Origin of the sequence: Chitinophaga sp. S165 (genome assembly GCF_003182155.1) — a bacterium.
GTDB lineage: Bacteria > Bacteroidota > Bacteroidia > Chitinophagales > Chitinophagaceae > Chitinophaga.
Map to the genome: position 1 here is coordinate 151,595 of NZ_QGTG01000001.1, position 14,348 is coordinate 165,942.

At 45.5% G+C, this 14,348-nt stretch carries 13 protein-coding genes; 7 read left to right on the plus strand and 6 right to left on the minus strand.

Annotated features, from left to right (window positions below; translation table 11 throughout):
* The first annotated feature begins 72 nt into the window (after positions 1-72).
* Entirely contained in the window at positions 73-1,773 is a 1,701-nt protein-coding gene (locus C7475_RS00575) for a beta-xylosidase (RefSeq protein ID WP_110049904.1), read from the plus strand.
* A 30-nt stretch (positions 1,774-1,803) separates the two neighbouring features.
* On the opposite strand, the gene C7475_RS00580 is transcribed toward C7475_RS00575, so the two are convergent.
* The 3 genes from C7475_RS00580 to C7475_RS00590 form a co-directional block, all read right to left on the minus strand.
* The gene (locus tag C7475_RS00580) at positions 1,804-2,565 is read right to left on the minus strand and encodes an SDR family NAD(P)-dependent oxidoreductase (RefSeq protein WP_110049906.1); all 762 of its coding nucleotides are present in this window, start codon (positions 2,563-2,565) and stop codon (positions 1,804-1,806) included.
* Between the two features lie 44 nt (positions 2,566-2,609).
* Positions 2,610-4,325 (minus strand): IlvD/Edd family dehydratase, encoded by a 1,716-nt coding sequence (locus tag C7475_RS00585; protein WP_110049909.1) that lies wholly within the window; start codon positions 4,323-4,325, stop codon positions 2,610-2,612.
* Between the two features lie 441 nt (positions 4,326-4,766).
* Positions 4,767-5,312, minus strand: a complete 546-nt coding sequence (locus tag C7475_RS00590) for a DinB family protein (RefSeq protein ID WP_110049911.1) — start codon at positions 5,310-5,312, stop codon at positions 4,767-4,769.
* Between the two features lie 128 nt (positions 5,313-5,440).
* On the opposite strand from C7475_RS00590, the gene C7475_RS00595 reads away from it, so the two are divergent.
* From C7475_RS00595 to C7475_RS00610, 4 genes are all read left to right on the plus strand, one after another.
* Entirely contained in the window at positions 5,441-7,072 is a 1,632-nt protein-coding gene (locus C7475_RS00595; protein ID WP_110049913.1) for a kelch repeat-containing protein, read from the plus strand.
* A gap of 151 nt (positions 7,073-7,223) precedes the next feature.
* Complete coding sequence (locus C7475_RS00600; RefSeq protein ID WP_110049916.1) at positions 7,224-8,405, plus strand: FAD-dependent monooxygenase; 1,182 nt, start codon at positions 7,224-7,226, stop codon at positions 8,403-8,405.
* Positions 8,406-8,472: 67 nt separating this feature from the next.
* Positions 8,473-8,997 carry a DinB family protein gene (locus C7475_RS00605; RefSeq protein ID WP_110049919.1) on the plus strand — a complete coding sequence of 175 codons (525 nt, stop codon included), beginning with the start codon at positions 8,473-8,475 and terminating at the stop codon, positions 8,995-8,997.
* 9 nt (positions 8,998-9,006) lie between these two features.
* On the plus strand, positions 9,007-9,651 hold the full coding sequence (locus tag C7475_RS00610) for an NAD(P)H-dependent oxidoreductase (RefSeq protein ID WP_110049922.1): 645 nt from the start codon (positions 9,007-9,009) through the stop codon (positions 9,649-9,651).
* A 5-nt stretch (positions 9,652-9,656) separates the two neighbouring features.
* On the opposite strand, the gene C7475_RS00615 is transcribed toward C7475_RS00610, so the two are convergent.
* Positions 9,657-10,382: an SDR family NAD(P)-dependent oxidoreductase gene (locus tag C7475_RS00615; protein ID WP_110052773.1), complete on the minus strand. Its 726-nt coding sequence runs from the start codon at positions 10,380-10,382 to the stop codon at positions 9,657-9,659.
* Between the two features lie 190 nt (positions 10,383-10,572).
* Between C7475_RS00615 and C7475_RS00620 the strand changes: the two genes are divergently transcribed.
* Both C7475_RS00620 and C7475_RS00625 read left to right on the plus strand, forming a co-directional pair.
* A complete protein-coding gene (locus C7475_RS00620) occupies positions 10,573-11,667 on the plus strand; it encodes a DUF2652 domain-containing protein (RefSeq protein WP_110049924.1) in 1,095 nt (364 codons plus the stop codon).
* A gap of 527 nt (positions 11,668-12,194) precedes the next feature.
* Complete coding sequence (locus C7475_RS00625; protein WP_158286375.1) at positions 12,195-12,620, plus strand: cupin domain-containing protein; 426 nt, start codon at positions 12,195-12,197, stop codon at positions 12,618-12,620.
* A gap of 43 nt (positions 12,621-12,663) precedes the next feature.
* Here C7475_RS00625 and C7475_RS00630 read toward each other — a convergent pair whose 3' ends face one another.
* The gene (locus C7475_RS00630; protein WP_110049929.1) at positions 12,664-13,560 is read right to left on the minus strand and encodes a DMT family transporter; all 897 of its coding nucleotides are present in this window, start codon (positions 13,558-13,560) and stop codon (positions 12,664-12,666) included.
* Between the two features lie 91 nt (positions 13,561-13,651).
* Positions 13,652-14,308, minus strand: a complete 657-nt coding sequence (locus C7475_RS00635) for an FMN-dependent NADH-azoreductase (protein ID WP_110049931.1) — start codon at positions 14,306-14,308, stop codon at positions 13,652-13,654.
* Between the last annotated feature and the right edge of the window lie 40 nt (positions 14,309-14,348).

Genomic DNA, 14,348 nt, shown 5'->3' on the forward strand with positions numbered 1-14,348 from the left:
AATCCGGAAGGAACGAATTAACTTTAGTTGCCAGACTTTTGGTGAATCCACGTTAAATAAAATAATCTGTCTATGAGCCCGATCGGTATGCTTAAACTGACTGTCATATTGCTGCTCGCTGCCAACACAGTTCCCTCATCCGGCTTTGCCCAGAAAGACACAGTGGGTATACAGGTAGACCTGGGAAAATCAAAAGGCCCCATGAAACCGATTTGGGCCTGGTTTGGCTATGACGAGCCTAATTATACTTACATGAAAGATGGCAGGAAGTTACTGACGGAAATATCCCGCTTAAGTAAAGTACCGGTATATGTAAGAGCACATAGTCTGTTGGTAACAGGCGATGGGAAAGCTGCGCTGAAATGGGGCTCTACCAATGCCTATACCGAAGACGATAAAGGGAATCCCGTATACGACTGGACCATCATCGACAAAATATTCGATACCTATATAGAACGTGGCATGAAGCCCATAGCCCAGATCGGGTTTATGCCCAAAGCATTATCAACGAAACCAGAACCTTATCAACACCATTGGAAACCGGGCGATAAATACTTTACTATAGAAGGAGGTTGGGCTTATCCGCCTAAAAACTACAAAAAATTTGCTGCACTGGTATACGAATGGGTGAAACACTCAGTAGCACGTTACGGCAGGAAAGAAGTGGAAAGCTGGTACTGGGAGTTATGGAATGAGCCTAATATCGACTACTGGAAAGGTACCGTAGAAGAGTATATCAAAATGTATGACTATACAGCGGATGCTGTAAAACGGGCTTTGCCGACAGCGAGGATAGGAGGACCAGAAGTGACCGGACCGCAATCTCCCAATGCTGCTAAGTTCATGCGCACCTTTCTTAATCACATTGTGAGCGGTAAGAATGCCGTGACTGGTAAAACCGGTGCGCCGCTGGACGTTATCACCTTCCATGCGAAAGGATCACCGCGTTTGGTGAACAACGTTGTACAAATGAACATGGGTACACAGCTTCGTGACATTGACAGCGGCTTCGCTATAGTCGCCTCATATCCATCCCTGAAGCATCTGCCTGTCATCATCGGTGAATCCGACCCCGAAGGATGTGCTGCCTGCTCTGAAGATGTTTATCCCAGTAATGCATACCGCAACGGCACCATGTACTCCAGTTATACCGCCGCCGCTTTTGCCCGTAAATATGACCTGGCGGCAGCATATGGTGTGAACCTCGCCGGTGCAGTGACCTGGGCGTTTGAGTTTGAAGATCAGCCCTGGTTCAGAGGCTTCCGCGATCTGGCCAGCAACGGTGTGGACAAACCTGTATTGAATGTGTTTCGCATGTTCGGATTAATGAAGGGCAATCTCGTAGAAGTGAACGGCCAGCTGAGCTATGATTACCGTCTTATACGCGACAGCAGTGTGCGTGGCCCCAAAGCAGATATCAACGCACTGGCGGCTGCGGATGGACACAGTGCTACTGTGATGGTATGGAATTACCATGATGATAATATTCTCGTTTCCGCATCTCCTGTTAATGTTACCATCAATGGCCTTCCTGCCGGAGCTGTTTTAATGAATCACTACCGGATTGACGCCGATCATAGCAACGCTTATGAAGCGTGGAAGAAGATGGGATCTCCCCAACAACCCGACGCGCAGCAGGTAGCTGCACTTGAAAAGGCAGGACAATTACAACTGGCAACATCACCTGAATGGGTACACACAACAGGAGGGAAGACGACAGTGCGCATGCAGCTGCCCCGTCAGGCCGTATCCCTTTTGCAGTTTACCTGGTAACGTCAGGATAGTTTCGCCCGAATACTTTTACTATTCCGGCGAAACACTTACAGAGGTCCAGCCGCCATCAATGATCAGGTTCTGCCCTGTAATATGTTTGGCTTTATCAGAAACAAGGAATAACGCTGCATGGGCAATATCAGATACAAGTGCCGGTCTGCCCATTGGCGTGATGCGTGACCATGTCTTCTGGTAATCCGGATCTTCCAATGTCCGCTCAGTTAAAGTCGCACCCGGAGAAATAGTGTTTACATTTATCTTAAACCGGGAAAGTTCAATGACAAGGTTTTTTGCCAGCATCTCTAAAGCAGCCTTACTCATACCGTATGCCGCCAGGTTCTTATGTGCCTGATGCCCCGTTACGGAAGACATAAACAGGATAGACCCGCCCGTTTGCTGGCGTTTCATTTCAACAGCAGCTGTCTGTGCCAGAAAGAAAGATCCGGCAAGATTTACCTGCATTATCTTGAAGAACGATTCTGGCGGGTAGGTGAAGAAGTCGCCGAATAAGGTAATGCCCGCATTCGCAATAGCAATGTCGATACTGCCGAATCGCGCTATGGCAAAGGCCACCATTTCTTTTATGAATGATATCTCTCCTGCATCACCGGACATCCCAACGCAACTATCTGTATACTGTTTATTGATTTCGGAAACAGCAGTGCCGGTCAACTCAGCACTTACATCGTTTAAAATCACTTTTGCCCCTTCCTTTGCCAGATCTTTGCATATCTCGAAGCCAATTCCCTGGCCTGCTCCGGTTACTATTGCTACTTTATTCCTGAATGACATAGCTATCAAATTCTTATTTTCTTTTGAAAGACCAATAAATGATTTTAATGAGAATCACGTACTATTTCATTGCCAGATTTTCCTCTCAGAAAATCCATATCAGCTCCTAAATGAGCTTGTTGAACATGATTGATATAGAGGTTTACATATCCTCTGCTGGCTGATGGTTCAGGAGGAATGAATCCGGCTTTACGGTTTGCTAACTCCTCATCAGAAACAGCGACATTGATAGTGCGGTTCGGAACGTCCAGTGTTATCATATCCCCGGTCCTGATCACTGAAAAATTATTACCCGTCGCAGCTTCCGGCGATACATGCAGTACTACCGTCCCAAATCCTGTGCCGCTCATGCGGCCGTCAGATACACGTATCATATCCGTCACACCCTTTAAGATCAATTTTTTCGGTAAGCTCATATTGCCGACTTCCGGCATGCCCGGATAACCCTTCGGACCAACATTTTTCAGCACCAGAATAGATGATTCGTCAACATCTAGTTCCTCGCTGTCAATCCGTGCATGATAATCTTCTATACTTTCAAATACGACCGCCTTGCCCGTGTGTTGCATGAGGTGAGGACTTGCAGCAGAAGGTTTGATCACAGCGCCGTTTTCACAAAGGTTGCCGGAAAGAATAGCAAGCCCCGTTAAATTATTAAACGGACTTTCGGTTGTAGTAATAACATCAGTATTGTAACACGCAGCACTGGCATAGTTCTGCTCAATTGTACTGCCATTGACCGTTATACATTCCCCGTGCAGCAAATGGCCGAGGTGTTTGATCACAACCTGCAGACCTCCCGCATAAAACAGGTCCTCCATAAAGTACTTGCCCGATGGCTGTAAATTGGCGATCAGCGGCACCTCCGCAGACAAGCCATCAAAATCGCTTAGTTGCAACGGAACGCCTACACGTCCGGCAATAGCCAGCAGGTGAATAACGAAATTAGTAGATCCGCCGATAGCAGCATTTACTTTAATAGCATTTTCGAAAGCCTGCCGCGTCAGTATATCAGATGGTTTAATATCGTCTTTGACCATATCCACTATTCTGAGACCAGACAGTTGTGCAAGTACCTTCCGCCTTGAATCTGCCGCCGGAATGGCAGCGTTGTTCGGCAGTGATAGACCAAGTGATTCTACCATACAGGCCATAGATGAGGCAGTGCCCATTACGGCACAATGGCCCTGACTTCTGCACATGGCCGCCTCAATACTTAATAGATCGCTTTCACCGATTATATCGCCCCTCAGATCTGAGAAGAAGCGCCAGATATCACTAGTCCCAATACTACTACCTTTATGTCGCCCGGTTAACATAGGGCCTCCCGAAACAACAATTGTAGGAATGTCTACACTACATGCGCCCATCACCAGGGAAGGAGTGGTCTTATCACAGCCGCATAATAACACGACACCGTCCAGCGGATTGGCCCGGATGCTTTCCTCCACATCCATACTGGCAAGATTGCGGTACAGCATAGCGGTAGGTTTCATTAATGTTTCCCCCAGGGACATTACCGGAAACTCGACCGGAAAACCGCCTGCTTCTAAAACACCTCTTTTCACAGATTCGGCCAGCTCCCTAAAGTGTGCATTGCAGGGCGTTAACTCGCTCCAGGTATTGCATATCCCAATGATAGGTTTGTTGTTAAATTCATATTCCGGGATCCCCTGGTTTTTCATCCAGGCACGGTATATAAACCCGTCTTTGCCCCTGCGTCCGAACCAGTCACTACTTCTTAGTTTCTCTTTTTTCATAATATAACGTGGAATACATTTAGTGGATAACTTAAAAATAGTAATCCCGCGCGGAATTTAATAATCAGATAAAGTCATATCCCCACTTTCGGGAATTTCAGAAGTACATTAAACTCCCGACTTTCGTGCGGACAATACACCTGTGGTTTATCACACCTACTTATAACTCCCAAATGAAAAAGACGGATCGTAATGAACCGTCTTTTTTGTTGAAATTGAAAGGCCCGAATCACGTCAGTCCGGCTACAACAAACAACCCGGAAGTATCAGAGGTTTCAGGTGGAAACTGCGGGCCTTGGTTGTTTAAAGCACGCTCATACGATTGATGGTAGTTTAATGGCTAACATAAGATGATACGATTCCAGATGCTTAATAGAAAAAAAGCTTTAAAGAACTACAGCCCTTAGTTCCAGCCTGAAACCGAGGTGCCTTCCTGCAAAACTACTTCACACCTTTCTCCGCATCCCAGTTCCCGGCCTGCTTCCTGATATAAAGGATCTGTCCTGTATGATAAGCATTATGCGTATTCATATTCGCAATACTGGCGTACCACGATTGCAGCTTCGCATTATCTGCCTTCGCAATCGCATCTTCCCAGTCTTTCATCACCTGATTTAATTGCTGTACAATATCCGCCCACGAAGCCTCTGTAAATGCATCGAACGTTTCATTATTGTTTCCACTGAATGTTTGCCCTTTCTGCCCGTTAAACTGTGCGAGCAGGTGTTTATTCCAGAATAACAGGTGATATGCCAGTTCGCCCACAGAATGGCTGGAATCAGTAGGCTTCCAGGAGGCCTGTTCGGCGGTAATACCGGCTATTCCTTTTGCAATTGGTACAAACCATTCCTGCTTGTCCCAGGTAGTCTTAAATTGCGTTAAAAGCACTGATTTCAGGGTAGGGGGGACTTTGGGCTTTTCTTGGGCAGTAGCCTGTTGAAAATATAAACAGCTGAAGCAGCTGAACAGAAGAATAAGTCTGAACATAATTGAGGTTTTTAGGGGTGAAGTCAAAGCAAATATAAGCTTTACCCCAACAATAAGCTCCCAGGCACCGGAACCGGGAAACGCTACCGGATATTTAACTACATTTGCGCAAATTCTATTGCCGACCTATGAAGCTGTATTGCTATGTTATAGGCATTGTATGCCTTTTTTTGATGCCCTGTTGTAAGAAGAATATTGAAGATAAGATTATTGAACCTCCCCCGCCACCAGTTAAACAGGAGCCAACACTGATATTGACTGCTGCTGACGTTGAAAGCGACAATGCCGTTCGTATCCACGGAAGAATTAAGGCGCAGGACTGGCCGGGGGCTGTTTATGGTATCGTATATAGTGCAGATTCAATCCCAACTGTAAATACCCCTGGCAGGATCAACCTGGGACCTGTTTCAGATTCTGTTGACATAGCCTACACAGTTAACGACCTGTTACCTAAGAAAGATTATACCTTTCGTTTGTTTGCAAAGTGGGAGGATAAAACCTGGTACAGCACACCCAAACAGGTTATTCCGGTCCAGTTCCATTTAAAACCGCTGGAAGATTCTTTCATTTCCAGGAATACGATGATCAAGATCTATTTCACCGAAAGGATACCATTTGATGAATACACAGGTTTTGAAGTATATGTAGGCGATAAGAAAATAGCAACTAAGGATGCGCTTGTCTCAACGTTTGGCGAAAGCATTAATTTATTAGTACCGGTCGATTACAAACAGGGAACACCGATCACTGTGAAGAAAGGATTATACAGTGAAACCATTGTTCCCGATATCCCCGTGTTACCCGGATACTGGCGGAAGATCGCTGCTCATCAAGGTAAAATAATGGATAATGCCGCCTACTTTACACTTGGGAACAAAGGCTATATTGTTGGAGGAAATTGGTTCCCGTCGCCATGGGCATCTACTAATGCTGTGTGGGAGATCGATCTGGCGACTTATGAATGGAAACAGAAAAATCCTTTCCCATTGGCGTACATAAACAACGCCATGGCCGTTGTAGTCAACAACAAGGCATATTTATTTGGAGGGGCATTGAACAGAGACGCCGGGAACAATAACTATGTGTGGGAATACGACCCGGCATCCGATAGCTGGCAAAACATTTCCACTATGCCTAATGACCTGGGTGTGATCGGCCGCATGAGATTCGCGACGGTAGTTTACAATAATAAGGTTTATATGGGGGCAGGTTCTACATATAACGGGTCCGGAACTTATGTATATTATTATCCTGAAAACTGGGTGACTTTTGATCCTGCCACACGTAAATGGGAACGATTACCAAGGCTATCTTACAGTGCCGGAGCAGAAAATATGACTGCCTATATCAATAATAACAAATTGTATGTGTTTGGTGGTAATAATGACTACAACGAAAAGAATGGAAACTTTGTATTAGATCTTAATGATAATACCTGGTCGCAACCTGATATTACACGGCCATTGCAACCACGGACCGGGGTTTCTGTTATCACTAAAAACAACCTTACCTATTTCTTCGGAGGTTATCAGAAAGACCCGGAAACCGGAAAGTGGGCCAGCAATTTCGAATTTTGGAAAATGGATGCAGATCAGCAGTATACCCGATTGGCGAGTGCGTGTGAGAGTGAGAACGTATCGGAGCTGAACAGGAATGCACCTATTTTCCCAACAGCCAATGGCTTTATTGTATATAATGTATTTACCTGGGGAGGCGATAACACCCTGACAAGGGAAGTGATAGAATATGTTGCCGATTAACATATAGAGGTGTGGGTTAAAGCCCACACCTCAAATTATCTTGCTTCTTTGGAGATAGTTTTACCGGTTGAAAATGTCTGTTTACCGTTTTTTCCGGTACGTTAACCTAACGTTGGTTGTGCCGCTGTATGACACAGAATAGCTTAGCGGCATGAAAACAAAAACAGTTCTGATATCAGGCGCCAGCGTAGCAGGACCAGCCCTGGCCTTTTGGTTAACCAGGTATGGATTTAAGGTGACCATTGTTGAACGTGCCCCGGCAATAAGGCCCGGCGGATACGCTGTAGACTTCCGTGGAACAGCGATCCATGTCTTGAAAAGAATGGGTCTTTATGAAGAAGTAAAGAAACACGAAACACGCGCAGGGAAAATTACACTGGTAGATAAACAAGGAAAGAAGATCGCTGGTTTCCCCGATGGATTTACCAGTGGTGAACTGGAAATTATGCGTGGTGATCTTGCTAACATATTATATGAAGCAAGCAGGGAACATGTGGAATATATCTTTGACGATAGCATCATAGGACTGCGGGAGTGCGAAGACGGCGTAAATGTAACTTTCGACCATCACCAGCCACGCAAATTTGACCTCGTATTCGGAGCAGACGGCCTGCATTCAAAAGTAAGAGCGCTCGCCTTTGGCAATGAGAGTAACTATATACATCACCTCGGACTGTACATAGCTATATTTACTACGCCCCAATTCATCGACCTGGGCATGGACGGCCTCTATTATGGCGTACCAGGCAAGCGGATGGGTGTCTTCGGCGCAAGGAACGGTAAAGAAGCCAGAGCCTCTTTCTATTTCGCTTCCGAGGCGTTCGCTTATAACTATCGCGATACAGAACAACAGAAACAAATTATCACCGCCAGGTTCTCAGGCGAAGAATGGCATACGGAACAGCTGCTCAAACTAATGGATACAGCACCCGATTTTTACTTCGATTCTATCAGCCAGATTAAAATGGACAGCTGGTCAAAAGGACGTATCGCCCTGGTAGGGGACGCTGCTCATTGCGCATCGCCAATGTCCGGTATGGGTACAAGTATGGCCCTCATCGGCGCATATATACTTGCGGGAGAGCTTAAAGCAGCTGATGGAGACTATCAGCAGGCCTTTGCCAGCTATGAAACACAAATGAGGACCTTTGTACAGAAGTGTCAGGAACTGGCTGATGGAGTGGAATGGTTTGTTCCTAAAACAAAGTTCAGGCAGTGGATGAGCAGACAACTATGGCGGCTGCTACCTTATACACCATGGAAGAATATGATGATCGAACTACCACAGAAGATCGCCAATTCTATCACCGTCAGAGAATATTATCCGGGATAAAGTAAATTGACAGCAGCGGTGTTCCCTTCAAATTCCATACATTTGAACCGCACATAAGCACCTCACCATGAAAAGAACTGAATGGTTCAGGAGAACATTCCCGGTAATAGAAGACAACGGACTGTTGCCTTCCATTATAGAACGGCTTAGCGGTACGCCTGCCCGTGTAGAGGAGATAATCGGTATGTTGGATACCGAAGTACTGACAATAAAAAAAGGCGAAAAATGGAGCATTAAAGAGCAGGTAGGACATCTCGGAGATCTGGAACCACTATGGTCAGGAAGGATAGATGACCTGCTCAGCGGAGATGCTGAATTAAGAGCAGCAGATCTTACAAATCAGACCACCCATAAGGCTGATCATAACGATGCAAAAACGATCGTCCTGCTGCAAAGGTTCAGGGAACAGAGAGAAGCTTTCGTGAAAAAGCTGTTAGCCCTTACAGACGATCAGCTGGAATGGTCCGCATTACATCCAAGATTGAAAACACCAATGAGGATTATCGATCTCGCTTACTTTGTAGCAGAGCATGATGATCATCATCTCGCATGTGTAAGGGAAATAGCCAATAGCAGCGTCCTGAAGCCGTAAAGAAAAAATATGACACAGGTGGTAAAGAAAATATTGATCATCAATGGCTCGCTCCGCGGAGCAGCAGGTAATTCAGAAGCAGTAGCAAGGGAAGCAGAAAAGGTCCTGGTAAATGATCTTCAACTGGAAGTGGTCCGCTTAACACTTACAGATCCTATGCCAACGATCAGGGATGTATATGACCTGCTGACCGGCTGTGATGGATTACTCGCAATTACCGGCGTGTACTGGAATAACTGGAGCTCACCGCTTCAGCGTTTTATCGAAGTAACCACTGCGTTCGAAAATACACCTGCATTTTTTGGCAAGCCGGTTGCCTGCGCGGTAACAATGGATTCGGTAGGAGGAATAGAAGTAGCTGCAAGACTACAAGCCGTGTTTGCAGGTCTGGGCTGCTGGAGCCCTCCCTGCTCTTCAATAGTGTTGTCAAGGACTGGTCAGGAAGCGATGGCTGCCTCTCTCGGTAAGGAGGATGATCCCAATGAAGATGTGTGGCACATGGCAGATCTTTCTATCGTACTGCAGAACCTCGCTATTGCCGCAGGCCTGCCTCGTAATAACTGGACCAGCTGGCCCCATAGAGAGCTCGCTGTTCCTGATGGCCCCTGGCCCGGCAAAGATGCGCTTGATATGGGCTCACCTAAATTCCTCTGACTAAACTATGGCAACCGCGCCACCAGGCGTTCCGGCATCCATTTCAATATGGTATAGATAATCTTCCATTTAAATCCGGGTACGATCACAAATCCACTGCCGGCTTCCACTACCGCTTTGGCAATAAAATCCGGTTCCAGCATCAGTGTTTCAGGCAGGTCCAGCCCCGCAGTCATCTTACTCCGGATATAACCGGCCACGATAACATTCACCGTGATCCGCCTTTTGAACAGATACTGTCGCAACCCCGCCAGGTATTGTGTGAAGGCCGACTTTGTACTGCCATATATAAAATTACTTTTCCTGCCCCGTACGCCCGAAAGTGACGACAGCCCTATAATTCTTTCCAGGCGCGCATTCTCCCTGTCCATCGAAACAATGTTCAGTATAGATACCGCCCCTGCATAATGGACCTGCATCATCCTGAAACTACCAGGAAAATCCAATAACGCCTCTTCATTGTTTTTCAGATAGCCGGCCGCGTATACTACGATATGTGGTTTCTCCGGCAGTTGTTCATAGAAGCCCGCATGACTGTCAAAATCCGTAGCATCAAAATAAAGTACCGTTACAAGTTCTTTCAGAGACGGATGTTGGCCCACAAACGCATGAAGCGCATCTGTGCTGCGGGATGCAGCCATTACCCGGAAGCCCTTGTTTGCGTACCGGAGAATGGCGGCTTTGGCCACATCCGAATTAGCGCCGAGCAGGAGAACAGTTTTTCTTTGCATAAACATAAATATAAGACTCTTCACCGAATGCTACCGGCAGGTATAAAACCAGCAAAAAAGTATCCGGTAAATAAAATAACAAATATGAAATTCAGATCTATTATTTAATTATTACAAGTCACTAAATACCAGATCATTAAGGCTGTACATTGACGCAATCTTCCGTAACTTTATAACTCAAACCCCAACCATGGCAACGAACAATGCAACGATCCTGATCCCCGACATCAGTGGATTTACCGAGTTCATAACAACTACAGAACTCACTCATGGTGCACATGCTATCAATATGCTGATTGACGCGATGGTGAAAGCTGTCGGCGATGAATATGAAGTAGCGGAAATAGAAGGAGATGCTGTTTTGCTGGTTAGAAAAGGTGACCCTCCAACACGGAAAGAAATACTGAATACCTGCCTGAACATTTTTAATGCCTTTCATTACCAGCGGAAATGGATGCAGCAACACATGGTCTGTGCCTGTGGCGCGTGTCAGGCGATCATCAATCTTACATTGAAGTTTGTAGTGCACCACGGGCCAGTTGCTGAAATAACTGTCGGACGTTTTGTGAAGCAGTCAGGCCCGGAAATGATCATCGCACATCGCTTACTGAAGAATGATATTGATAACAATCAATACTTGCTGATCACTGAAAAACTGTTCGATGAGGAGAACGGTTCCGCCGAAGAAGATGAAATGGAGTGGACCAGTTCATCGACCGATTATGCCTCCATTGGTCAGGTGAACTACCGTTTCGCTTTACTCAATAAAGCGCTGGAACAAGTGCCGGAGCCGCCACGCCTTGAAAATGATTATGCGGACGATAGCACGTCCTATCTGGAAACAGCAATACCTGCCAACTTTCGCGACGTATATATGATAGTCATGAATATTCCGGGAAGGATAGAGTGGGTGCCCCGCCTGCTGAAAGTGGAACAGGACATACCTGCTGTATTTATCGGAAGTGTCCACTACTGCACATTTGAAGACTATGAGGCCATTATATCTCCATTGCGTATGACAATGTCTGACGATGGCATCTTCTACGCCGAAAGCTGGAGCATCCCGGAAAGCGGGCTTTCCCTCATCTACGAATATGTATTCAATAAGCTGGATGAAAAGTCCAGCCTCGTGGCCTGTCGTTTTTTGAATAACGGACAATCGCAACTGCCGGAAGAACTGAATACCGGTCTATGGAGCAACATCCAGGAGTTATGCGGGAAGCTGACAGAATACTGCGTAAAAATGGAAGGGACCTCCTTCGGTCCCGCGTTTCAGAAAGAATAGTATACCCGTCTGAGTAAGAATACAATAGCAACACTAATCTCACGATCACCTCCATTTTAGGAATTCAAAAAGGATAGACACACTTCAAATTACACATAAACTGTCGGATCTTTGTGAAAAAATTACAGATGATCAACATCACGCTCAGATAGGAGGGATCAATTACTAACGATGGGGTTAGTAACTTTACAAACGATTGATTTTCAGTTTTTTTTGTTCTTTTGTAAAGAAACGGATAATTTTGTCATAATGTTAAAAGATAGGAACTCGTAGTCGTTTCCGATGAGGATTAACACCGATCGAACTTAACTTACAGATCATCTTTTTTTGTTCGCACGCATACATTTTACTTCAGCGCTGTAGAATATTTTTTGTGGTTTCCAATGCCAGTTTATTCGCCGATGATGATCGATAGCATTGTCTGATGTGCTATCTATCCTGCTATGTATTTTCCTGCCGGTCGGGAGGTAGTAGAAGCATTTGTTTTATTAAGCCCATACAGGGCGGTAATTTTTAAATTGGTTATTATGAAAAAGTTTGCATTCAGTATCATTGCGCTGTCAACCTTGTTCGCAGTTGAAACTAAAGCCCAACATGGTGAAGGGCACGAAGTAACAAAGATTCCACCTAAAGTGCTTTTTACCAGGGAAATTACATCAATGCCTGAGATCCAGGGACAGGAAGCTCAATTGGTACTGGTGAGATTTGCACCAGGTGAAAAATCCGGTCCTCACAGGCATCCGCTGGCACTGGTCGGATATGTACTGGAAGGTTCAATAGAATCTACATTTGAAGGTGAGACGCATGTGTTCAAACAGGGCGATACCTTCTGGGAAGAGCCTCATGGACTTCACAACGGCACAAAAAATCTGAGTAACACGAAAGAAGCTAAGCTGTTGGTCTGGTTTGTCGGACCTAAAGGAACGCCAATTCTCGTACCAGAGAAGAAATAGTAATGGTATACAGACAAGGCTGTCCTGGCATATGCAGCCTTGTCTATACTGTTTTTTTCCTCTCCGAAATATTCATCAACACGACTGCCGATAAGATTAACATGACGCCTGCCCATTGAAGCCGGCTCACGGATTCTTTTATCAGTATATGCGCCACGATGATAGACACAGGTATTTCTAAAGATGCGATTATAGCCCCAAGCCCCATACCTGTCAACGGCATGCCCTTTGTGAAGAGCAGTGGTGGAAGCACCGTTCCGAATAAGGAAAGAAGGATGCTCCAGCGCAACAGAATGCCATATGAAAACGATCCGTTTAAAGACGAATGGAAAATAATAGCAATAACGATCAGTCCCCCCAGTATCATGTACAAACTCCTTCTCAGCGGAGCGAAACCAAGTTCAATGTTATTAGACGTATACATAGTTGCTGTATAGTTAAGTGCAGCAGCCAGTCCCCAACCCACGCCTACCCAATTGATGGTAATGGATTGACTGAGCATATTTGTCGCTGATACAGTACCTGCCAGAATGATCAGAACAGATATTATCTTACGCATTCCGGGCATCTTTTTATGCAGGATCATTTCAGCTAGAACGCCCATCCACACCGTTTGCATTAGTAACACAATACCAACGCTGACAGGAACATACTGCACAGACTTATAGTAACAAATACTGGTTAACCCCGTCGTCATTCCCGCAACAGTTAACTTAATAATGCTTTTAATACCGGATGTTGCTGTTGTTGCCGCCGGAGTTTTCTTGCGGAACATCGTTAGTATTAATAACCCCATAAATCCAAGACAGTATTGTGAAAGGGTTACTTCCGCCGTAGTAAATCCCTCCTGGTACGCCATTTTCACAAAGGTGGCCAGCATGCCATAGCTACATGCGCCCAACGCTACCAGGAGTCCGCCCTTAAGTACATTATTTTTCATCACTTCTTTTATATTTTTGGAAGACTTGCAGGCTTTATCAGCAGCCCCGCAAGCCAGCAATTACATGCCCGTTTTGAGCGATCAGCATAGATCAGACGAGCGCTTTCCCGATCAGACTTTTCTCGATCAGCTGTTGAACATCCCGGATAGATGTATTGATGGATTGCTCAAGTTTCTCCTTATCCTCCGATACGCCATTAATTGCGATCACATGAATATTGTGGATGCCTGTAATGTTGAATACCGTCTTTAGATAGGTACTCTGGAAATTCATATGTTCATTCGCTTCACCCTCTTCATAACCGGAAGATCCTCTCGACAGCAGCAGGACCAGCGTTTTGTTTTCAAGCAGACCGGTATACGGGCTCGCCGGATTGTCTGGATTAGGCTTCCAGGTTTCGCCATACCTGACAATGTGATCTATATAAGCTTTGAGCGCACTGGGAATAGACCAGTTGTACATAGGGCTGCCAAGTACAATGATATCAGCCGTGCGTAGCTCGGAAATATAAGTATCGCTCAACCTTAAAACTTCAATGTCCTCTTCAGTTCTTGTAGCTGCAGGCTTGAAAGAGGCAGTGATCCATTTTTCGTTGATATGAGGCACATCAGCAGTTCCTAATTCACGGAAACTGATGATCGGATTCGTATGAATGTTCTTCCAGCGATCAACAAATGCACCGGTAAGTAACCTGCTTTTCGAACGATCTGTTCTTGCACTTGCATTAATGACCAATATTTTTTTCATGATGATAATTTGATACAAAAGTAGAGGAACGCTGGGTGGT

Coding starts and splice junctions, on each gene's coding strand:
- C7475_RS00575 (WP_110049904.1), top strand. CDS start 73: ATGAGCCCGATCGGTATGCTTAAACTGACTGTCATATTGCTGCTCGCT.
- C7475_RS00580 (WP_110049906.1), bottom strand. CDS start 2,565: ATGTCATTCAGGAATAAAGTAGCAATAGTAACCGGAGCAGGCCAGGGA.
- C7475_RS00585 (WP_110049909.1), bottom strand. CDS start 4,325: ATGAAAAAAGAGAAACTAAGAAGTAGTGACTGGTTCGGACGCAGGGGC.
- C7475_RS00590 (WP_110049911.1), bottom strand. CDS start 5,312: ATGTTCAGACTTATTCTTCTGTTCAGCTGCTTCAGCTGTTTATATTTT.
- C7475_RS00595 (WP_110049913.1), top strand. CDS start 5,441: ATGAAGCTGTATTGCTATGTTATAGGCATTGTATGCCTTTTTTTGATG.
- C7475_RS00600 (WP_110049916.1), top strand. CDS start 7,224: ATGAAAACAAAAACAGTTCTGATATCAGGCGCCAGCGTAGCAGGACCA.
- C7475_RS00605 (WP_110049919.1), top strand. CDS start 8,473: ATGAAAAGAACTGAATGGTTCAGGAGAACATTCCCGGTAATAGAAGAC.
- C7475_RS00610 (WP_110049922.1), top strand. CDS start 9,007: ATGACACAGGTGGTAAAGAAAATATTGATCATCAATGGCTCGCTCCGC.
- C7475_RS00615 (WP_110052773.1), bottom strand. CDS start 10,382: ATGCAAAGAAAAACTGTTCTCCTGCTCGGCGCTAATTCGGATGTGGCC.
- C7475_RS00620 (WP_110049924.1), top strand. CDS start 10,573: ATGGCAACGAACAATGCAACGATCCTGATCCCCGACATCAGTGGATTT.
- C7475_RS00625 (WP_158286375.1), top strand. CDS start 12,195: ATGAAAAAGTTTGCATTCAGTATCATTGCGCTGTCAACCTTGTTCGCA.
- C7475_RS00630 (WP_110049929.1), bottom strand. CDS start 13,560: ATGAAAAATAATGTACTTAAGGGCGGACTCCTGGTAGCGTTGGGCGCA.
- C7475_RS00635 (WP_110049931.1), bottom strand. CDS start 14,308: ATGAAAAAAATATTGGTCATTAATGCAAGTGCAAGAACAGATCGTTCG.